The organism is Candidatus Villigracilis affinis (assembly GCF_016705895.1).
GTDB lineage: Bacteria > Chloroflexota > Anaerolineae > Anaerolineales > Villigracilaceae > Villigracilis > Villigracilis affinis.
On sequence record NZ_JADJKT010000036.1, the window covers coordinates 586,614 to 607,611 of the forward strand.

Annotated in this window: 29 protein-coding genes; all 29 read right to left on the bottom strand. The window is 48.0% G+C overall.

Annotation, left to right across the window (positions count from 1 at the left end; translation table 11 throughout):
* Positions 1–80: 80 nt before the first annotated feature.
* Positions 81–239 carry a lmo0937 family membrane protein gene (locus IPI86_RS17955; protein ID WP_345299382.1) on the bottom strand — a complete coding sequence of 53 codons (159 nt, stop codon included), beginning with the start codon at positions 237–239 and terminating at the stop codon, positions 81–83.
* A gap of 149 nt (positions 240–388) precedes the next feature.
* Positions 389–1,339, bottom strand: coding sequence for a hypothetical protein (locus IPI86_RS17960; RefSeq protein ID WP_345299383.1), 951 nt, complete (start codon positions 1,337–1,339; stop codon positions 389–391).
* Positions 1,340–1,630: 291 nt separating this feature from the next.
* Positions 1,631–2,839 carry an AI-2E family transporter gene (locus IPI86_RS17965; RefSeq protein ID WP_345299384.1) on the bottom strand — a complete coding sequence of 403 codons (1,209 nt, stop codon included), beginning with the start codon at positions 2,837–2,839 and terminating at the stop codon, positions 1,631–1,633.
* Complete coding sequence (locus tag IPI86_RS17970; protein ID WP_345299385.1) at positions 2,836–4,113, bottom strand: AI-2E family transporter; 1,278 nt, start codon at positions 4,111–4,113, stop codon at positions 2,836–2,838. Before IPI86_RS17970 ends, IPI86_RS17965 begins: the two co-directional genes overlap by 4 nt.
* 19 nt (positions 4,114–4,132) lie before the next feature.
* Entirely contained in the window at positions 4,133–4,780 is a 648-nt protein-coding gene (locus tag IPI86_RS17975) for a rhomboid family intramembrane serine protease (protein WP_345299386.1), read from the bottom strand.
* Positions 4,781–4,801: 21 nt separating this feature from the next.
* Positions 4,802–5,437 carry a PRC-barrel domain-containing protein gene (locus IPI86_RS17980; RefSeq protein WP_345299387.1) on the bottom strand — a complete coding sequence of 212 codons (636 nt, stop codon included), beginning with the start codon at positions 5,435–5,437 and terminating at the stop codon, positions 4,802–4,804.
* Between the two features lie 199 nt (positions 5,438–5,636).
* Positions 5,637–7,064, bottom strand: a complete 1,428-nt coding sequence (locus IPI86_RS17985) for an aspartate ammonia-lyase (protein WP_345299388.1) — start codon at positions 7,062–7,064, stop codon at positions 5,637–5,639.
* 210 nt (positions 7,065–7,274) lie between these two features.
* A complete protein-coding gene (locus IPI86_RS17990) occupies positions 7,275–8,423 on the bottom strand; it encodes a zinc-dependent alcohol dehydrogenase family protein (RefSeq protein ID WP_345299389.1) in 1,149 nt (382 codons plus the stop codon).
* A 50-nt stretch (positions 8,424–8,473) separates the two neighbouring features.
* Entirely contained in the window at positions 8,474–9,109 is a 636-nt protein-coding gene (locus tag IPI86_RS17995; protein ID WP_345299390.1) for an LUD domain-containing protein, read from the bottom strand.
* A 92-nt stretch (positions 9,110–9,201) separates the two neighbouring features.
* Positions 9,202–10,224 carry a BON domain-containing protein gene (locus IPI86_RS18000; RefSeq protein WP_345299391.1) on the bottom strand — a complete coding sequence of 341 codons (1,023 nt, stop codon included), beginning with the start codon at positions 10,222–10,224 and terminating at the stop codon, positions 9,202–9,204.
* A 71-nt stretch (positions 10,225–10,295) separates the two neighbouring features.
* Positions 10,296–10,454, bottom strand: coding sequence for a hypothetical protein (locus IPI86_RS18005; RefSeq protein ID WP_345299392.1), 159 nt, complete (start codon positions 10,452–10,454; stop codon positions 10,296–10,298).
* 133 nt (positions 10,455–10,587) lie between these two features.
* The gene (locus tag IPI86_RS18010; protein WP_345299393.1) at positions 10,588–10,740 is read right to left on the bottom strand and encodes a hypothetical protein; all 153 of its coding nucleotides are present in this window, start codon (positions 10,738–10,740) and stop codon (positions 10,588–10,590) included.
* A gap of 95 nt (positions 10,741–10,835) precedes the next feature.
* Positions 10,836–11,198, bottom strand: a complete 363-nt coding sequence (locus IPI86_RS18015; protein ID WP_345299394.1) for a YtxH domain-containing protein — start codon at positions 11,196–11,198, stop codon at positions 10,836–10,838.
* Positions 11,199–11,259: 61 nt separating this feature from the next.
* Complete coding sequence (locus IPI86_RS18020) at positions 11,260–11,430, bottom strand: hypothetical protein (RefSeq protein ID WP_345299395.1); 171 nt, start codon at positions 11,428–11,430, stop codon at positions 11,260–11,262.
* Between the two features lie 15 nt (positions 11,431–11,445).
* Positions 11,446–11,841, bottom strand: coding sequence for a YggT family protein (locus IPI86_RS18025; protein ID WP_345299396.1), 396 nt, complete (start codon positions 11,839–11,841; stop codon positions 11,446–11,448).
* A gap of 174 nt (positions 11,842–12,015) precedes the next feature.
* Positions 12,016–12,270 (bottom strand): GlsB/YeaQ/YmgE family stress response membrane protein, encoded by a 255-nt coding sequence (locus IPI86_RS18030; protein WP_345299397.1) that lies wholly within the window; start codon positions 12,268–12,270, stop codon positions 12,016–12,018.
* Positions 12,271–12,369: 99 nt separating this feature from the next.
* Complete coding sequence (locus IPI86_RS18035) at positions 12,370–12,606, bottom strand: CsbD family protein (RefSeq protein WP_345299398.1); 237 nt, start codon at positions 12,604–12,606, stop codon at positions 12,370–12,372.
* Positions 12,607–12,690: 84 nt separating this feature from the next.
* Positions 12,691–13,080, bottom strand: coding sequence for a response regulator (locus IPI86_RS18040; RefSeq protein WP_345299399.1), 390 nt, complete (start codon positions 13,078–13,080; stop codon positions 12,691–12,693).
* 114 nt (positions 13,081–13,194) lie between these two features.
* Positions 13,195–13,587 (bottom strand): cupin domain-containing protein, encoded by a 393-nt coding sequence (locus IPI86_RS18045; RefSeq protein ID WP_345299400.1) that lies wholly within the window; start codon positions 13,585–13,587, stop codon positions 13,195–13,197.
* 73 nt (positions 13,588–13,660) lie between these two features.
* Complete coding sequence (locus tag IPI86_RS18050; protein WP_345299401.1) at positions 13,661–14,041, bottom strand: GlsB/YeaQ/YmgE family stress response membrane protein; 381 nt, start codon at positions 14,039–14,041, stop codon at positions 13,661–13,663.
* Positions 14,042–14,121: 80 nt separating this feature from the next.
* Positions 14,122–14,328, bottom strand: a complete 207-nt coding sequence (locus tag IPI86_RS18055; protein ID WP_345299402.1) for a dodecin family protein — start codon at positions 14,326–14,328, stop codon at positions 14,122–14,124.
* 43 nt (positions 14,329–14,371) lie between these two features.
* Positions 14,372–14,671 carry a hypothetical protein gene (locus IPI86_RS18060; RefSeq protein WP_345299403.1) on the bottom strand — a complete coding sequence of 100 codons (300 nt, stop codon included), beginning with the start codon at positions 14,669–14,671 and terminating at the stop codon, positions 14,372–14,374.
* Positions 14,672–14,849: 178 nt separating this feature from the next.
* Positions 14,850–16,700 carry an HD domain-containing phosphohydrolase gene (locus IPI86_RS18065; protein ID WP_345299404.1) on the bottom strand — a complete coding sequence of 617 codons (1,851 nt, stop codon included), beginning with the start codon at positions 16,698–16,700 and terminating at the stop codon, positions 14,850–14,852.
* 107 nt (positions 16,701–16,807) lie between these two features.
* Entirely contained in the window at positions 16,808–17,236 is a 429-nt protein-coding gene (locus IPI86_RS18070) for an SRPBCC family protein (RefSeq protein WP_345299405.1), read from the bottom strand.
* Positions 17,237–17,309: 73 nt separating this feature from the next.
* Positions 17,310–17,858 (bottom strand): DUF3267 domain-containing protein, encoded by a 549-nt coding sequence (locus IPI86_RS18075; RefSeq protein ID WP_345299406.1) that lies wholly within the window; start codon positions 17,856–17,858, stop codon positions 17,310–17,312.
* Positions 17,859–18,187: 329 nt separating this feature from the next.
* Positions 18,188–18,346, bottom strand: a complete 159-nt coding sequence (locus IPI86_RS18080; RefSeq protein WP_345299407.1) for a lmo0937 family membrane protein — start codon at positions 18,344–18,346, stop codon at positions 18,188–18,190.
* A 200-nt stretch (positions 18,347–18,546) separates the two neighbouring features.
* Positions 18,547–19,101, bottom strand: a complete 555-nt coding sequence (locus IPI86_RS18085) for a hypothetical protein (protein WP_345299408.1) — start codon at positions 19,099–19,101, stop codon at positions 18,547–18,549.
* A gap of 34 nt (positions 19,102–19,135) precedes the next feature.
* Positions 19,136–19,522 (bottom strand): hypothetical protein, encoded by a 387-nt coding sequence (locus IPI86_RS18090; RefSeq protein WP_345299409.1) that lies wholly within the window; start codon positions 19,520–19,522, stop codon positions 19,136–19,138.
* Positions 19,523–19,613: 91 nt separating this feature from the next.
* On the bottom strand, positions 19,614–20,987 hold the full coding sequence (locus IPI86_RS18095) for an FAD-dependent oxidoreductase (RefSeq protein WP_345299410.1): 1,374 nt from the start codon (positions 20,985–20,987) through the stop codon (positions 19,614–19,616).
* Positions 20,988–20,998 lie beyond the last annotated feature (11 nt).

Consider the following 20,998-nt stretch of genomic DNA (forward strand, 5'->3'; position numbering starts at 1 on the left):
TCCATGAGTTTTTCTTAGTTTTTCGTTCAGAAAGAGAGGCAGCCTGTCGGCCGCCCCTCTTCACTTCAACGAATACAGCCTTATCCGATTCCCAGTACCCTCAAAATGATGAGGATGACCACAATAACCAGCAGAATGTGTAAAACATTCCCCGTGCGTGGAATACCGGAATACAAATTCGGGCCAAAATATCCGAGCAACCATAGTATGAGCAGAATTACAATGATCCAGGTAAGCATGAGATTTCTCCTTATTTAGCTGATTTGGTCTACAATTCATCATACAATTAACACTCTCCAGTCACATCCATCGGCTGGAGAGTGTTTTTCTCCGCCATTTGGGGGAGAAAGTTGAAATCAGCTATTGAACTGATTTCAGGGGATTGAGATTATTTCTCTGGTGCAGTAAATGTAGCAGGGACGCATGTAAAACCCAAGCCCACTGAATAAGAGTCTTTCACGCCATCTTGATTCGGACTGAAATTGCCAGACGCATCGAGCAAGTCAAGATCTGGAGAGACCGCCAGCATGAGCAGAGGATTGTTCTCAAGTTCCTGGGTGGTAATGGAACCATTATTATCTGCGTCGAATGCCTGCAGAAGGGTATTCGTAGATCCCTTATCCGCCTTGATCATTTGATTAAGACCATCGGCAATCGCCGGGAGAAGATTGCTGCGAAACTCATCGACGGTGATACCACCACCAATTTTTCCGTCGACGCATCCACTTGTGCTAAAGTCTGCTTCGAGACGTACCCCGATCAGCCTTACCTCAACCTGCTCGCCCAGTAACAGGATCTGGATTTGCGCCTTGCCAGGTCCACCTACAAAGTGACCATTCGTAAGCGCACCAATAATCGGCGAGTTGTTGGGCGTGGCTGAGTCAAGTGTAAATTTGTCAGTACCATCGAAAACAGGCGCCGCTTGAGTTTTTTGTCCCAGGAATATGGACCATGAAACATTCTGGTCATTCATGAAATCGTCTGCTTGAACCAGATGAAGCGAGACCACCTGCCCGGTGGTAACTGCCTGATCCAGTGTTGACTGCAATTCAAGGGTTGGGGCTGCAGTTGTCAGCAAGGTAATCAACTCCCCGAACTTGTTATCGGGTTTTTTCTGGGAATCCTCGTCCACATTCAGCGAGAAGGTTTGGATCTGCTCTTGAGTTGTTGGCACCAAAAGTTTACTGGTAACAAAATAGTATTGCATGCCCGTAGTAGGCATCACCACGGTAGTCGGCGTCGGCGCAGGCTGTTTGGGTGTTTGATTTAACATACTGCAAGCACCTGCCAACAATACGATCAGGCTGGCATTTAAAATAAACATAATCTTCATCTTCATGATTAATCTCCTTGTGATTTATTCATATCGACTGCAAACAGATCAATGCGTTCAAGAGACCTGAATATTTTTCGCATGAATAAGCATAGACAAAATTGTCAGCCAAAAATATGCGGCTGATTAACTCATCATAAACAAAACACTCTCCAGCCGCATCCATCGGCTGGAGAGTGTTTGTCTCCGCCGGTTGGGGGAGATTCTTACAAGGCCACTGTTTTTACAAAATGAAATCTTCCCAACACATTTCCCCAGCATTCCTTTGGAGATGACTTCTATTTACACTTTAAGATTTTATGGAAATGGGAAGGCCTGTTTCGCTGATAACGGATTGGATACTTGCAAAACCGGCTCGGCTTTTTCAAGCAAGGCAGATAACCGTTCCATACTGCTGGTTACCAATGGCGGAGGCGGCTCACTCATCTCACCTATGGTGACTTGCAAGCGAGCCTGTCGCTCTTTGAGATCTGAAACCTGAATTGCGGCTCCCGCAGCAAGGCGATTGCTGATTAGCAGATTCCACAAAATCTGGCATATAGCGGACAGCGGTGGCGCCGCAATGACTCCGGGCAGACCAAACGCATCTGCCATCGCTAACAATATGACCAGAGTCAAAATTGGATTATCCCAATTGCGTTTAAAAAGACGTGGTTCAACCCAAATTTGTATGACAACCAAGACAACCATTGTATAAAGCGCCGTAAACAAGCTAAGGTTCACGCTCGTCAACAGGCCAATGACAAGGGGTGGGATGACAGCAACAACTGCGCCTACCACGGGAATCAGCCATATCAGCGCGCCAATCAGCGCCAACAGGAATGGATATTGAGACCCAAGCAGCCAATATCCAATGCCTAGAAATATCGCGGCAAGAAGACTTTGAATTATTTCGCTGCGTATATAAGTACCAAGATCAGACTCGATCGTTCGCCAAATTCCCCGTGCATGTTTGCGTTGCTCAGATGGAAGCAGCGACAACCAGAGCCTTTCAAAATGAATTTGATTGCTACTCCAGTAGATGCTCAAGAACAGAACGAGAAACAGACCACTCAAGACTCCCCCAATCCCTTCAGTAAAGCCGATCACGGCGGGTAATACAAACTGACCTTGTTCACCCGTAAGCGCTTCAAAGAGCTTGTCGGGGGTTGGCAACCATTCAACCAATGTGTGCTGGAATGAAGTACCCTCCAGCCACGGTGGCAGCATCCAGGCTCCCTGGACTGACAGGGTTTGTGCCAATTGTTGAATATCGCCGATTGCAAATCTACCAACCAGGAAAACAATAAAAACGAGGCTGACTGCAATAATAATGTAGACAAATATCATCACCAGGCGCATCATGAAACTGCGCTTGATCCAATTCATGATCAACGGACGGGCGGTTGCAGCAAGGGCGAGCGAGATCAGAACGTAGCCAACCACCGTGCGGAACTGCCACAACACCACAAGTGAAAGTAGTGTTGCTAAAATTGCCGTCCCAACCATTGCCAAATGCTTGATCATGGTACATCCGGTGTGTTTTCACTTTGAGTTAGCAAGGTGTCAAGGTCTGTTGTTATCGTTTCGATCTCATCCATTACCAGGTCGATCTGCTTAACGCTCAAGTCTGAGCCTCTTTTTTTGAGCCGCGCTTGTTTGCGCAGATCCTGAGCGAGTTCCTGTGCTTCATAGCGCAGGCGGCTTGAATAATCACGCCCATCTGAGATATCTGGTTCCGTTGTTGTTGGGTGAAAAACAAAGTGATTGAGTATGAGTTGAATAATGGCCGCCATGGGAATTGCCATAAGCGCTCCAGCGATTCCAAAAAAAGAGCTAAAGGCAAAAAGCGCCAGTAATGTTACAAATGGATTAACCCCCACCGCTTTTTTCATGACGCGCGGCACCAACAAGCTGTTCTCCAATTGCTGAATAATGACTGTTGTGACGATAACCCAAATCAGCTTGTCAGGTGCAATGGATAATGCGACCAGCGCTGCGGGAATAGCCCCAAGCAGCGGACCGACCATGGGAACCGCTTCCATAATGCCTGCTACAAGTGCCAGGATCAAGGCATTCGGCAAGCCGATGATCAGGTATGCAGCCAGCGCCATGACACCGATAACAAGGCAAAGAATGCCTTGTCCTGCGATAAAAAAGCCAACCTTCGTCTCCATGGCGGAAATCAGTTCTCTTATATTTTCACGTTTGTCTTGTGGTATCAGCAGCAAAAAGGACTGGATGATTCGAGGACCATCCAGCGTCCAATGGAAAGCAAGTACAAGAATAACGATGGCTGTGAACATAAATTTGGCAGCCAATGATATATAGCCCATTGCCTGTCCAGCCGAAACCATCACATCTTGTCCTGTTTGTGGGGTTGTACTCAAACTTGGCAGTACAACTGGGAGAAATTCACCCAACCGCACAACGAATGGATTGGGGTAATTTCCCATCCACAGGATCAAACTTTGGTAATAACCCGGCGCAGCAGCGGCAATCGTTGTGCTTTGTTCGATGAGTAGTGGAGATAGCGTGAATAAAAAGCCTGCAACCAGGATCAGCAAAACCAGATAAACAAGAATGACTCCTGCTATGCGAGAAAAACCTCGCTGATATAACCATGCCACAACTGGCCTGATGACTGTCCCCATTACAATGGCGATAAACAAACTGAAAACGACCTGGTTAAAGCGATACAGGAGCCAGAAACCAAAAACGACGGACATAAGCACTAAAGTGGCCCATACGACCCTGCGGAATGTCCAATCGTATGGTTGCAAAGGGGAATGATTCTCCATATTCAGCCTGCTGTTATATCTAACTTGTCAATCGATTCGTATTTCCTCCAAACAGGAAGGTCAGCACAAACCCTGAGACAAATCCTCCGACGTGTGCCATATAAGCCACGCCGCCCGTGTCTGCAGTATTTGCGATTGAACCGATGCTGCTAAACAGTTGCAGAACGATCCAAAACCCAATGACGATCAGTGCAGGGACTTGAATCACCTGCTGGCCTTGTAATACTCTGACTCTTCCCTGTGGGAACATCAAAACGTAGGCGCCGAGCACCCCGGCAATGGCTCCCGATGCGCCCAAATTCGGCACGTTCGATCCGAGGCTGAATGCAAGTTGGGCAAAAGTTGCTCCAAATCCGCAGAGCAGATAGAAAATCGTAAACTTGGCATGTCCGAAACGATCTTCAACATTATCACCAAAGATCCATAGATAAAGCATGTTGCCTCCCAGGTGAAGCCACCCGGCATGCATGAACATGGAAGTGAAAAGTGTTGGAAAATCCCCAATGGGGTCGGCAAGAAAACGACTGGGAACGAAAGCCCACTTCATAATAAAGGCGTCGCCGCCGCTCATCTCCACCAGGAAGAAAAGGACATTTAAAACGATTAAGGCATACGCGACCAGCGGAACAGTTCTGCGTGAGGAATTATCATCACCGATTGGTAACATAGGATTTTTCTCTATTAACTCTTAAGACCAGCGCCTGCTTACTGGAAAAGCGGGCAGGGATTCGATTTGTTGTTTGTCGAGATTCAGGAATACGGTATCCTCATGAGTCTCACCCAAGGCAGAGAGGGGAATAATCACATCCTTTTGTCCCCACAGATGCCCTTCTCGCATTACCAAATGGGTGATCGATCCATCCACCTTGTTAACCACAAATTCATCAACGTGCCCAACGTGACCATCTGTAGCTTCAACTCGTGTACCACGGTGTACGGCCAGTTCACCCAGCGGAATTTGTTGATGCTCCACAGGCACTTGCACGCTCACTTCGGAGGTAATGTAGGGCATGTAATAAAATGAGCCCATTCCAGATATTCCGCCACCATATCCTGCATAATCCAGAGCTTTCTCCTGAATAAACTCCGTTTGGACAAACGGGTCCATCGTTCTCAACCTTGCCAGATCGCAGCTCAGTCGAATTGTATTAACAATGGTTTCAGCTACAAACTCCACCGGCACCATATACTCTGTGTTGGGAGGCGTATCCTCTTTTACGATCAAAAAGGTCACCTGATCAATGATCGGATTTATCAGCACGTATACTGAGTGCCCGCAGACACCATCTGTGCACTCAACCTGAGCGTTCAAAGGAATTTCCATTCTGTACCTCCGTAATAAATTATCTGGTTTTAACAACAAGATGTCAGACTGATCCACGGCAAAATACCAGCCATGAGAATTCATCCTGCAGTGAATAATCTTATAAATCAGTATGCAATAAACATGATTCAGAGACATCCGTAAATTGGGGGATATTGGCCTCCGTCACTTGGGGGAGATGTAGATCACGTGCGCTGCTTTATGTCAATCGTCGAAGATCATCCAACACAGTTTCTATTTCTTCAACGGAAACTGACTGTCCATTATCGATACGTTTAAGCGTGCCAGCCATTGCCTTTTCGATGGCAATACTGCGAATCGTTAAACCGCGCGCAGCCGCCTCCTTGACCAGTTCGGCACCCTGGCGGTAGCCGATCAACGGATTCAGCGCTGTCACCACAATCGGGTTTTGTGCCAGCCAATTTTCCGCCTTCGCCCGGTTTGCGGTCAGGCCGCTAACCGACCGCTCCGTGAACGTCCGCACAGCGCCGATCGTTATTTGCATCATCTCAAAAAGGTTATACGCAATAACCGGCATCATCACATTTAATTCAAGCTGCCCGGCTTGAGCAGCCAATGCGATGGTCGTGTCGCAGCCAATCACCTGAAACATTGTCATAGCAAGCATCTCGGCCATGACCGGGTTAACCTTGCCCGGCATAATGCTTGAACCTGGCTGTACTGCCGGTAAGCGGATTTCATCCAAACCGGTTGCTGGTCCTGAAGAAAGTAAACGAAAATCATTAGCAATGCGGATGAGCGTTAACGCAAGCGTTCTCATTGACGCAGAGAAAGCGGATGCGTCTGCCATCGATTGCATTGATTCAAATAAATTATCAGATGCGTTTAGGGGAAAGCCTGTTAATTTGGATAACCGTTCAACCATCTTGTACCGATATTCAGGATGCGCGTTCAACCCAGACCCGACAGCTGTTCCACCAATTCCGAGTCGTCTCAACCCTTCAGCAGCATATAAGATTCGGTCTGCATCCCTCTCAACTGCTCTGGAATATGCGCTGAATTCCTGTCCCAATCGAATCGGAACGGCATCCTGCAAATGGGTACGGCCTGATTTGAGAATGTCATCGAATTCATCGGCCTTTATCTTCAGGGCATTGGTCAGGTCTTTCAAGGTGGCGAGAATCTCATCCAGACGCCACAAACATCCCAATCGAATCGCGGTCGGGATAACATCATTAGTGGATTGAGCCATGTTGACATGATCGTTGGGATGGACTCTGTACTCCCCTAATTTTCCACCCATGAGTTGTGTGGCGCGATTCGCGATCACCTCATTGATGTTCATGTGATGACTCGTCCCTGCGCCCGCCTGAAATGGATCGACAAGAAACTGCTCATTCAACTTTCCATCGATAACTTCCTGCGCGGCAAGGATAATGGCGTCTGCCTTATCCACTTCCAGCAGTCCCAACTCCTGGTTTACCTCGGCAGCCGCTCTTTTAATCATCCCCATGGACCAGATAAATGCCTGACGGGGCTTCAAGCCAGAAATGGGAAAATTCTCAATGGCACGCTGGGTTTGGGCTCCATAGAGGGCACCTGCCGGGATGCGGACTTCACCAAGCGAGTCCCGTTCAATCCGGTGAGGATCATTTGTGTGAATCATTTGCATGTAAAAAAACGGACGGATTGGAAAGTAATTTCATGGCCGAGGTTTTCAATTCAATAATAATCCCGCCATCGTCCTCCCAGCGTAAAATGCTTTCCAGCTCGATCCTGGTTTTATTCGATCGGATTCCTGCCATCTGGAACATTTTGTCGAAATCTCTACGATGCATCCGCTGTCTATCCAGCGAAGGAAATTTACTTTTCATCTTTATCCACCCGGGCTGTCATTGGCAGTCAGTTCTTCTTTGAGTGGCCGCCCGTCCAATATTGGTTTGCCAAAAGTATCATAGCTCTGCTTGACATCATTGAACATGACACCGTTTGTAATAATCACTTTTAATGCCTCTTCATGCATCGCTTCTCCAAATGTGTCGTAGGCTTGCATGACTTGATCCAGCATAAAATGGTGGGTGATTAAATGCTTCGGCTGGAGCTTTCCTGAAATTACTGTTTTCAAAAGCAGGGGAGTTGTGACGGTGTCAACCAGGCCGGTTGTTAATTTAATATTTTTTGCCCAGAGTTTATCCAGGTTTAGCTGAACAGGCTTGCCATGTACGCCAACATTCGCAATATGACCGCCTGCTGCGACGATTTCCTGGCAAATGTCGAAGCTCGCCGGGATCCCAATGGCTTCTATCGCAACATCCACACCTCGATTGGAAGTCACTGCCATGATCTTTTCGGCAGCATTGCCAAGGTCGTTGTGAAACACCAGTGTTGCGCCAAATTTCTTTGCGACTTCAAGACGATTGTCGTCATTGTCGACCATAATGACCGCCGCTGGCGAATAAAACTGGGCCGTCAACAGGGTAGCCAGCCCGATCGGTCCCGCCCCGATAATTGCCACTGTATCACCGGGCTTTATCTCCCCGTTCAAAACGCCGCATTCGAACCCTGTCGGGAAAATATCGCTCAACATGACCAGCGCTTCTTCATCGGCGCCAGCCGGGATCGAATACAGGCTGTTATCTGCAAATGGAATGCGGACATATTCAGCCTGAGTTCCATCAATGAGATTCCCAAGAATCCAACCGCCGCCGTTCTCGCAGTGAGAATACATGCCCTTTTTACAGTTCGTACACCTTCCACAGGAACTAATGCATGAAATCAGAACATGATCGCCAACGCGAAAATTCGAAACGTTTTCGCCGATCTTCTCGATGATGCCCACACCTTCGTGGCCCAGGATGCGGCCTTCCGTCACAGTGGGCACATCCCCTTTCATAATATGAAGATCCGTTCCACAGATGGTCGTCTTTGTGATCCTGACAATGGCATCAGTAGGTTCCCGGATAATGGGCATGGGTTTCTCTTCATAGGAACGTTGTTCCGGTCCGTGATATACGAGTGCATACATTGTTTATCTCCTGCACAAAACAAAAGGTTCGAACCTGGAATTTTTCAACACTAAAACCCCAGGTTTTCTTTTACAAAAATGATCGTCGTACGGCCAGACATATATTCTTTATTGACGATCAATAACTTGTTGATGTTGCTTCCGACACCATATGCCTGGAGTGCGCGTGCGTTTTCCAACGGAAAAGTATATTCTTCAAGACGCTCCATACCGTCTTCAAAGGTTGGGACGATTTTCTGAGTGCCGACCACCCAAATGATGTGGGCAGCCGCGGAAACATAACCCGCCAGCTGGCTGCCGGTATTTGAAGCAATAATGACATGGCCATTTTCTGTCACTGCATGAACACTTCCAACCATGTATTCAGGCGTTGCCCCCATCTTCTCCATTTCACGTTTTTGAGTTTTGCGATCCATTAATGTCAGTTTTGCCCGCACGGAATCATAGTGACCGGAACTGTCTATTTCTTCGCTTATCCCCAGGGTTTTTAGCGTGACCGAACTGGCTGTAAACACTTCTGCATTGTCAGGTATTAATTTAAATAGCGCCTTCTTTGCATCTACGCCGTTCTCAGTAACAATGACATGGATGTTATTTTCTTCGAGCGCCAATGCCGTGCGTTCGATTTGAGCATCAGAAGCGGGAATGGCAAATTTACTTATTTCGATCATGGTTGGGGCTGTCATTTTCTTATTCCTTTAGAGTATTTTAAATTCGCAACTAAAATGAGTTGAGAGTGGTATTTTGAGTTCAATTCTGGCTCTTGCATTGCTCGGTCCTACAAGCCAAAACTATCAGTTGCAAAGTATTGTTCCCTGACCGAAGCATCCTCCAAAACCGCTCCAAAGGGCAGCAATTGAGGCTCATTTTCTGCTTGAGTATCTGCTACATTCTTGTATTTAATGGGGATTAGCACATCTTCGGAGCAATACGGATATGGCGGAGTCCAGTCATTGCTTGGGGGAATGAACCGACTCGGGTCAAAGTCCAGGTATCGATTTCTTTCTTTGCTGCCAATGCGCAAAAACCCTGAGATTCTGGTTATATAGCGGACCGTACTCATACGTATGACAATCAGCCGTTCTTGAGACTGTGATGTGCCATCGGCCAACGATTTGGTTTCCTGCTGTTGATCAATGGGTTTACCTTGAACGGTCATCGCAATTACACGCCGATTGTTCGGATTCAGAATTACCTGCTTTACAACCCCGGCAACCCCGTCAAGAAAATAGATCGTCTCTCCTATGGTGGGTTGTTGGAAAGGCTGGTTTGGGGACTGCAAATCGTTTCCCAAAACTCGCAAATTATTGATCACACCACGAACGTTAGGATGACTGGCTGCGCACATTTCTGCCAGCATTTTTATGTTTTCCTTATCCACAATGCCGTTAATGGACACCACCCCATGCGAGGCTCCGGTAAAGAACTTGCATCGATAAACATGTTCCAACTGTCCAAGCAATGCGGCTACTTCGAGGGTGAGTTTGTCATCCAGAATAAGGTTATTCCTTATTTCGAGAACACCCGGAATGGTCTCAATGGCATTTATGATTCTGTTTTGACCGGACGAATTCACAATATGACCATCCAGATAAACGACCCGATTTTTGACGTGAACATCAAATTCGTGATAATCCATTGTGCGCAAAATTTCATCGTCCCACAGGGCGTGTAAAATGGCTTCCCTGGTGGTTTCATCCGTTTTTTGATCTGGGCTGAGGGGCTCGCCATGGCCTGCCGTCTGGTTTCGGTCTTCACATCGGGAAAATTCATGTGCTTTTTGTATCTGTGCTGAAAACATATTCATTCCTTTCTTTGTGACATTGATAAAAAACTACAATAATAAATATCTTTGGAGGATAAAGGCGGGTGCTATAAACGAAAAATAAATTTCATAAGTATCAGGCCGATGATCAGGACAGACAGTGTGTAGATAAATCCGCCTGTGTGGGGCATGGACGGAAAGGCTGACTGGCCAAACAAGCTGAGAAACCATTGCACTGTCAGGATCAGGATCGTCAATTCAAGCATGAAGCCTTCCTTCACCCGGTGTTGATTTCCCGGGGTGTTTTCAAGATTTTGCTCCCGTTTTTGGAAATAGTACAATTCCTCTAAAGAGCTGGTCTCCCGGTTTGAGATTGTGCTCTTTAGAGGAATATTGGAGTTAGCGGTTGATTATGAATAAAATACCGGCGATCAGCGCGCAGATTCCCGCGATGACGTTAAATATTGCGCCAAGGCCGATGCCAAGCAGGCCGAGGCCTGTGATGATTAAAAAGATTCCGAGCAATATCCATTTCCATCTATCCATATTCATTTTTATTCTCCTTTGAATTCATACGGATGAGGTTGCTGTCCATAAAGATCGCAGCCATTGGCTCATCGCATTTCCTACAGCATCATCATGTGCTGTTATAAGCCTGAGGAGCTTTGGATTGCCTTTTTCCCTGCTTGTGCAGCGTCGGAAACGCGATCCAATTGCTCAACGACCAGTGTTTGGCCTTGCTGCAATAATTCTTTTGCCTTCCGCTTTCCGCCAATGGTTAACAGATTTCTATCCTGGCGCATTTGCGCCATTGCATCTTCCACCATCGCAGTGGTTCGATCGCGCAGTTCAATGCCTTTTTCCTGGATCTGCGATCTGGTGTCTTCGCCGGATTGGGGAGCCAGCAGCAGCATGGTGACAGCGCCAGCCAGGCTGCCGATCAGCATACCGACCAAAACGCTAAAAAAGTTGCTCTTACGGTGTTCGGGGACTTGATATTCGTTGTCCATTATGTTTTTCTCCTTGTTGTCTAAGTATAAAAAGTGCCTATATTGGAAATCGTGCTGGTATTTATTCAGGGTATTGGTACCCCAAATAAATACCAGCATCCTTTTGTTCCTCTTCCGTCAGTCGAATGAAACTAGTCAGCCATTGTAGGATGCCATTGAAAACAAGCTGGCTGGCTAGAAAAACGCCCGATTGCCGTTTTTTAGAACCTTCCGAAGGAAGAGGGGTATTCATTTCTGCCTCTGTTATTTAGCGCGTGGTATGGTTCTCACTGGTCGTGGTTTCAGTAACTGCCACCACTGGGCCGCGCGGACGGTAGAAGATCAACCAGATTATTCTTTCCATGGCCCATGCGATCAGACCGTAAATCAGCATCGCGAACATGGAGGAAAGTTCAAGCACCATGTTGCCAGATCCGGGTGAGCCGACCAGTCCCTCAAATGGGAACAGGAACAAGTAGGTAAATCCATAGATCAGGGCTACGATCGGGCTCTCGGGGTTGGCCCCGATCAACTTAAGTCCGATGCGGAGCGCGATCAGAGCCTCAAGAATTCCGAATAACAGCCAAACCAATTGAGTCGCTTTAAAAGAGAAGATGCGCTGTTCTCGTCCTGGTTCGTTTTGTGACGTTCTTACTTCTGACATTCTATTTTCGTTTGACATTTCAAATCTTCTTTCTAAACATGGCTCGATTATTTAAATGAGCGGTCGTTCTCGCCTGTGTAAATCCAGTTTGCGATAAATAATGATGGTCAGGAGTGTATGATGCCCCTGACCATCTACTCTATTAACTTGAGTTAAATAACCGGTATCGCTTTATTAGCGACGAACGGCTTTGACAATCCATAGCAGAATAACTGCGCCGACGAGGGTCACCAACATGGTTGGGAGGGTCACAGCGTCGTTAATGGTTCCGATACCCAACAATGGGCTGATAAAGTAACCAGCAATGAACGCGCCGATGACGCCTACCACGATGTCAAGCAGCGTACCCTGTTGTGAATTTGTATGCATGATCCTGCTGGCAATATAGCCAACGATCGCTCCAGCAATAAGATAGATGATAATGTTCATGTTTTTATCCTTTTTTATTTGTTACTATATAGTATATGAATGACGATATCGGCGGGTCTGCATCCCTTCCAGAGTGGAAGGGGTGCAGAATAAATTCGCTTATTTAGCGGCGGGGACGGTATTCTTCTTCAATTTGGCTTCATACTCCGTTACGCGCTTGTCGATCTCACTGGCCGCGGCCTCACGGGTATAGCCATACTTTTCCTGAAGCAAACCGGCAAGGACTTCGAATTTGCCAGCTGCCCGGTCGAGGTCATCATCGGTGAGTTTGCCCCACCATGCCTTGGCCTCGCCTTTCATTTGCTTCCACTTGCCTTCCATTACATCCTGGTTCATTTGATTCTCCTTTTGATCGTTTACAAAAGCTGTCTCAATTTTCGCCGGCGCTCGAGACAGCTGTGAATGCGCCGGTTTCGTAACTCATTTGGTCAGATGGGGCGATTTATTAGGTACGGCGGCTGCAACTGCGCGCAGGCGTTCAGCCACACGTTCAGGCGTTTCGCCTTTACTGATAAATGCATCGGCCCCGGCGGAGAGCGCAGCTTGCTGACGTGCCTCCAAATGACTAATGAGGACAATGACCAGCGCTGTCGGGCATACCTTTCGGAGTGCGTCCAGAGCAATACCGGGGGAATCGGGAAGTAGATCCCAATCCACCAACAACATGTCAGTACGGCTCACTGGCACCTGGGCCAATGTGGTCAACCAATCGGCGGCTTCACCAGCCATCTCCATTTTCAGGTCGATCACGAGCAGCCGCAGGGCGGAACGTTCTTCGGGTTTTGCATCGGCTACATATACGCGGGTCATGCATTCATCCTACAATGAACACACCCCGGTCGCATCCATCGACCGGGGTGTGTTTGTCTCCGCCACTTGGGGGGGAATATAGCTTTTTATATACAGCCATATATCGTTGGGCTTTTACTCTGTCGTTTTTCCGTCAAAGTGCTCATTGTCCTTCTCCGCTTCGGTGCGGGTATGGTGGACAACGCCGTCTCTATGATTCGGAGGGGCATAGAGGGTATAAAGTTTCAGTGGAACACTCCCCGTATTGATGATGTTGTGATTCGTTCCTGCAGGAACGAGCACGGCAAAGCCCGCGCTGATATTTGTGCGAATCCCCTCAAGCAGCGCCTCACCTGTTCCCTCCTCCACGCGAAAGAACTGATCCAGTTCGTGTATTTCCATCCCGATCTCTTCCTTGGGCTTTAACGACATGACCACAAGCTGAATGTTCTCGGCTGTATAGAGCACCTGCCGAAATTCTTCATTCTTGATGGAAATATCTTCGATGTTCTTTATAAAACCTTTCATGATACATCCTCCAGTTAAAAAACGTTATCATTGTCATTCGTTTATTTGTATCGCACCCAGGCCAAAAGGAACATTATTGCAGGAAAGGCAATGCTTTTACACTTGTGCAAAATGCCGAACCCAATTCCATCGGCCAGCAGGTGACATAGATATAGATGAGCAGCAGGATAATGACCATCAAAAGAAACCCGCCTATGTTGCGAAATAGCTTGGAGATGGCCAGCAAAATGATGGCACCACCCAGCGACACCAACAGGGCTGGGATGCTAAAGTTTCCTTCATTGATCGTACTGACGTTGAAAAGTGGACTTAGGAAGTAACCGCCTACAAACGCGCCGACGATACCGACGAAAATATCGGCGATCAAACCCTGCCGATTATTGGTCTTCATAATGAGGCTGGCTACCCAGCCGACGAATGCCCCTGCGATGATCCAAATAAGAAAGTTGATCATTTTCTTCTCCTAGGCAACTGGTGTTGAACACATAAGCCCTGCCATTTGATATGTCAGGGCTTGAATGAAATGCTTCTCGGTCAGTCGTCGATAATGAAAGTGACTTTTAACTGAACCCGGTATTCTGTAATTTGTCCCTTGTCGTCCAGCTTGATCTGTTGGCTCTCGACCCATGCAGACTTAAGATTCCGAAGTGTCTTTTGAGCGCGTGCAATACCCATCGTTATTGCATCATCAAAACTCTTGGGAGAAGAGACGATGATTTCACTTACTTTTGCTACTGACATGGAAATACTCCTTTTTATTGGCTTGTGATCGACCTCAGTCATTTTATGATCTGAGGAAAAAATATGCTCCCGTTACCATAATCGGCAGGAACAGCATAAACAACTTCGGAAGACACCCATTCTTCGGTTTCGTGCCATTATCCAGTTTTCCAATCTTATCGGCCGTATCATCTTCTTCACGGTCGATGGCCCGTTTTATGTCACGATTCTTTTTCGGGTGACTATCTCTATTATCGTGCGGCCCGCCCTGGCCTTGTTTTTGAGCGTGATCTTGTCCACGGGAATCCGCCATTTGCGGTTTATGTGACTTGTGTGCCTTATCGGCCTCTGATTTCTTGGGCATTATTTCTCCTTATTTGTACTCTTTATCATTATAGAATGCACATTCCCCAGCCACATCCATCGGCTGGGGAATGTGCATCTCCGCCACTTGGGGGAGGTGCATATGCATCTGGCTTTATTCGCTGGCACAGGATGTTCTGCCTATCTACTACCTATCTACTACCTGCACGTTTCAAGCTTTAGGAATCAACATTCAAAAATGCTTCCACAACCTGCGGGTCAAAGTGGGTTCCTGATAAAGTACGGATATGCTTGCGTACTTTATCGACCGTCCATGCAGTACGGTATGGGCGGTCTGAGAGTAGCGCATCCTGCACGTCGACCACTGCAAAAATGCGTGCCGTTAATGGAATCTGCTCCCCTGCCAGGCTCCGCGGATAACCGCTGCCATCCCACCTTTCATGATGACAATAAGGAATATCCAGGGCCAGCCTCAGATAACGAACAGGAGCGAGCAGCTCATAAGCGAAAATTGGGTGTTTTTTCATTACCATCCATTCTTCTTCTGTTAGAGAATCAGGCTTGAGCAGGATGCTATCTGGAACACCCATCTTGCCAATATCATGAAGCAACGCTCCCCAACGGACTTGTATCAGTTCCGTCTCGCTCAAACCGAATGTACGTGCCAGCTTTACTGCTCTCTCTGTCACTCGTTTGGAATGTCCTTCAGTTTCCTTGTCACGCAAGTCCAGCGCGCGCGACCAGCCTTCGATCGTGGCATCGTATGCCAGAGTCAGTTCCTGATTCGAGCGCTGCTGACTCTCAAACAGCATGGCATTCTCCAATGCGATTGCCGTTTGCCCAGCCAGAGTGCTGAAAAAATCAAACCATTCTGCGTCAGGCTCAAGTTCACTGCGATGGAAAACTTCCAGCACACCTTTCACCTGTCCCTTGGAAATGAGCGGAACGCCGAAGTAACACACGAAACCCTCGTCTCGCAAGACTTTGGTCAACAGTAAATGATCCGAATCCTCATCCAAATGCCTGACCCGAACAAACTGACGTTCCAAAGCCACGCGTCCCGCATAGCCTTCACCCAAACGAACCTGTGTACTTTGAATAACCCTGTTACGAAAACCGCTATCAGCACCATATTCCAACATCTGTAAACTCGGGTTCAGGATCAAAATATCAGCCGCATCAACCTCAAGCTCACCTCTCACATGAGTGAGGATCTCCGAAAGGCTGAGTTTCACATCAAAATTCGCTGCGATCACGCGGTCAATGGCGCTCAAGGCAGTCAGATGTTCAAGCTGCCGTCGAATTCTTGCCCCCGCCTGTTTGCTTTCGGTAATATCTGTTGCAACACCCACCAGGCCTGCCAAATTTCCCACTGCATCCAGGATGGGCGCAAACCGGTTATCAAAATATATGCCCTTTAGTTCGGTGATACCCGCAACAGTTTCGCCGCTAAAGACACGCTTAAGAACCTCTTCTCCAGTCGTGACATTACCGGAGGGCTCAGTAACCGGCAGAGAGTGGAAAAGTTCGAAAGCTGATTCGCCGACATTCTCGCCGCGCTTCATTCCAACCCGTTGCAGGCCGCTGCCTTCGTGGAGAGTAAACACACCCTTGCTGTCGGTTGCGAAGATCGTGATGGGAGCGCTATTCAAGACGGCGTGGAGTAATTCGCCATTCTTCCGCAACGCCTCCTCTGCCTGCCAGCGCTTGGTGATGTCACGGATATTACATTGGATCACTTTTTCATTTCCCACCAGATATACATTGCTGACGAATTCCACCTGTATGAGCCGTCCATCTTTCGTTTTGAGCGGCAGGTCTTCATAGCGGATATATTCGTTCATCTGCAATGCCTCAAAGGCATCCTGACTGGCTTCAATATCCCTGAACGCACCCACTTCCCAGAGTTTCTTTTTTATGAACTCTTCACGCGAATACCCCAGCATTTTTATCAAAAATGGATTGACATCTTCGATCATTCCCGTTTTGGCATCCAGAATTAAGATGCCATCCTGGGCGGCCTCGAACAGGCGGCGATAGCGAAGCTCTGAATCTTGCATTTTTTTCATGATTACTGCCTTAACTTCGTTTAGTCTTTTAACAAGTATTTTCGCCGCATTCGTCCGTTGAGTAAATTATGAGCAATGGGTATAACGCCAGGATCCGACCGTACCGATCAGCTTTCGATCAGCTTTTTCATTTCAGCGAGAACCGCTTTCCAGTTCAACTCGGAATTGCCGGCCTCATCCTGTGTTTTATTTTTATCCTGAGTGATGGTCAGGATCGTATCATTACCTTCAACGTACAGGTTATAACGAATGGTTTTATAGTATTCTGGGAGGTCAGGCTCGCCTGCCAGTGAGCTCCAGAAAGTGGAAACCAAAAGCCTGCCTGGTTCCACCTCCAAAATTTTCCCCTTATCCTTGTACGGCTTGCCTTCCCATACGCCTTTGTATGTGATCGGGCTGCCTTCCTGCCAGTCGGTTATAACTTCAGTGCCAAGTAGATATTTCTTGATAAGACTCGGCGTGACCAACGCCTCCCACACTTTGGTTACGGGGGCATTGATGGTGATTGCGGCTGTCGCGAGAATTGAATCATTCATGTTTTTAAATCTCCTCTAAATTACTCCTGCCTGAGAATCGGGATCCATTTTCAAACTACAATTGATCTCGCGCTCATTGGGAGATGTAGGAATAACAACCTGCCCGTGTCGGGTGATCTTCAACCAGGGTTCCATTCTTCACATTACGCAGCATCAACAGAATCACCCAGTCTCCGCTTGCGGCCGCTGTTTGGAGAATGCTAAACCACAAAAGGCCGTTATTGCCTGTTATCAGGCTGAGAAAAAAAGGAAGAATTCCCAAAACAAGGCCGGGCATGATTCCGCCGATCCTGTATACGTTAACCTCAATGGGTTCCATCAAATGGGCAAAGGGAGTCAGAGTCTTCCAGTCAATCCCGAACTTCACCGCCGAGAATGGCTTTTTCCCCGCCGCGACCCACGTCAACCCGTGGATCAGTTCGTGCGCCACAACACTTGCGAGCACGATAATTCCAAAAAGAAGGATTCCCATGAGGTTAAGTGTGACCGTTATTTCCGTCATATGGTTCAATATATTAAACAGACTGAATTGCAAAACTGCGATGGGGACCATGATAAAGATAGCGAGGATGCTGGCTCGCAGCATGGAGACGGAAAGGTCAAGTTTGTTCTCAGTTTTCAATTATTTTCCTCCTGCTGCCATGCGCTCGTCTCGTTATGGCGGCATACAGCATCTTCCTCGCAATTCTGGCGTTACCAGAGGCTGAATGACAAGGCTAATTGCTGTGAGTATCACAACAATTAGCCTTGCACATGGATGGGTTGGTTACGATCTAAAAAGTTCTCCCGTAAAGTTACGGCTTCGGCTGTTGGCTTATCGCAAGTAACCAATTAAGAACAAAACGATTAGAACTACAATGACTGTGTAAATCATGGGGTTATCCTTTCTTTTCTTTCACATACATGGGCAGGCTTGTCTGGGGCTGCCCGTAATTTTCAACGAACACGGGATTATATAATTCCCATCAGGTTCAGAATAACGAGAATGACCGCAATGACGAGCAGAGAGTGAATCCAACCGCCTGTAGACGGAAAACTCGGACTGATATTCGCGCCTAAAAAGCCAAGCAACCATAGGACTACGAGAATTACGACAATGGTATATAACATGAACTTTCTCCTGTCTGAGCAATTTGCTCTATAACCCATCATACAAGAAACATCCTCTTATTACATCCATCGAACGGGGTGGGTGTTTCTCCACCAGTTGGGGGAGCACAGCGGATGCCGTTTGAAGAAACAAAAAACCCGCCCGCGAAAGATCAATTTCGGGGCGAGCCATGTTTCAGGTTGGGCTTGGTTGGAACGAACTACGGACGTGTCGTTGGGCAGCCGCCCTCTGGTGCAGGGATGATATCGCCCGTATGGCTATTGTGACCATTCAACCCGTTAATGCTTACCGTGATCTCGTTATAAGGATTCTTTTCACTGCTCGTGGCATGGCAGATGGTGATCGTGTCATCACTGATCGCAGCCGCGGCCGTCGGGCAGCCCGCCTCCGGCATTGGGATGAGATCGCCTTCATGATCGCCATGACCATTTAAACCATTCACGCTTATGGTGATTTCGTTATAAGGCTTGGCCTCGCTGCTGGTGGCATGGCAAATGGTGATCTTGCCGTCAATGACCACGACCACGCTTGCGGGGCAGCCTCCTGCCGGTGCAGGGTTGATATCGTTCGGATGCCCAATATGCTCATTCAATTCAGCACTGGTAACAGTGATCTCTTCATACGGGTTTGCCGAGTCACCCGTAGCATGGCATACAGTAGTCGGGACGCTGGCAGCGCAGGCCGCAAGCAAAGTGACCGCAAGGATCTGCATAACGGCGATCAGCTTTATGGGTATCGTTCCAGGTTTATTCATGCGTACTCCTCAGGATGCAGCTTCAAATATTTTTTTATGTCGAAAAATGTTCCCGGACTTTTGCAGAGATCTGGCGGTCCGTCATCTTATCCATAGTTTCGACGGAAAGGGCCTCGTCTTTAAGTCCCTCGTTCTTCAGCCGTTTCTCCAGCTCGCCCTTGGCCTCGCCTGGACCAAAGATCTGAATGGCGTCTGAGTTACGAACAACAGCAATGACCTCATCGTAGTAACTGTTTAGATGATTTCCAAACTGACGATCACGCACATCCTCCGATGAACCTTCTTCTGATCCGTCGCCCCCTGTAAAACGGACATGCTTTTCCATGCCCGATATGATCTTCTTTACTTCCTCCCCCTCGTCGGTGATCAGTACGATCACAGCCTTCCGATGGTCGATCCACAAACCTGCCTGCTTTTTCATGAGATTTCTCCTTGCATAATATGAATCATTGATACCAATTGACAAACGACGCCTTCAACGGATCGGCGATCGTGCAAAATTTCGTGCCGGTTTAAAGTTGGGATGCCGCCCAACGCACCGCTTCAGCCATCGTTGGATATGGCAGCATCGCGCCAGCCATCTTCTTAGCCGTCAGACCAAATCGCATTGCGTAGATGATGGGCGCAATCAACTCGCCTGCGTTCGCGCTGAGAATATGCCCACCGAGTATGTTTCCATCCATATCAGCCAGGAGCTTTACGCTGCCGAAGGTTTGATTGTTGGCAATCGCACGGTCGAGTTTGTTGAAATATGCACGTCCCACACGGTACTCGATCTTTGCCTCCTTCAGCTCTGCCTCCAGCATGCCGACTCGCGCAAGTTCAGGATCGGTAAATGTCACCCAGGGTATGACTCGGTCGTCAAATTCTTTTGGCTTGCGGGCAAAGACGTTATGCGCAACCAGTTTGCCCTGGTCAGAGGCGACATGTGTAAACTGATATTTGCTGGTAATGTCACCGGCTGCCCAGATATGCGGCACATTCGTGCGCAAGGTTGCGTCGGTCGTAACACCATCTTCAGTATATTGGACACCGGCCGCTTCAAGATTGAGTTTGTCCAGTGCCGGTTTCCTCCCGACCGCAATCAATAGTTGATCAGCTGTAAGATCTTCTTTCTTCCCATCCTTGCCGTGGAGGTGGATATGCTTTCCATGCTCATCGATATCCCCACAGCGCATCTCGGCACCAAATTCCAGGCGGATGCCTTCCGCAGTAAGCTGCGAACATAACAACATGGCGAGCTCAGGATCTTCGCGCGGCAGAGGCTGTTCACCGCGTTCAAGTACCGTCACTTGTGCGCCAAGGCGGCTGAACATTTGCGCGAACTCCAGGCCAATTGGACCGCCGCCGATTACCACCAGACGTTTCGGCAGTTCAGGCAAAGACACGGCTTCAACGTTGGTGATGTAACCGGCTTTCGATAGTCCATCTATCTCGGGGATCATGGCAACTGTGCCTGTTGCGATCACGAATCGCTTGCTGCGTAAAGTCACGCCATTCACCCTGATCTCATGCGGTGACGTAAACATCGCTTCACCCATAAACAGGTCAATACCTTGTGCCGCAATACCCGCACTAGCCTGTTCGAGTGTGCCGCCGCGAATGGTTTCCTGTACCTGCCGAACATGAGCTTGCACCGCTTCCCAATCAACTTTAGCCTGTGAGATGCGTAACCCAAGTCCGGAGGCATGGCTTGCATGGTAAAACACTGAAGCTGTGTGTAAAAGTGTTTTTGTTGGATCACACCCATAGTTGAGACACGTACCACCCAATTTATCGCGTTCGATCAGCGCAACATGCTTGCCCATTTCTGCCGCATTTCCGGCAGCCGTGCTGCCCGCGCCGCCTGCGCCGATCACGATCAGATCATATTCATCTGTTGTCATTGGTTGTTTAT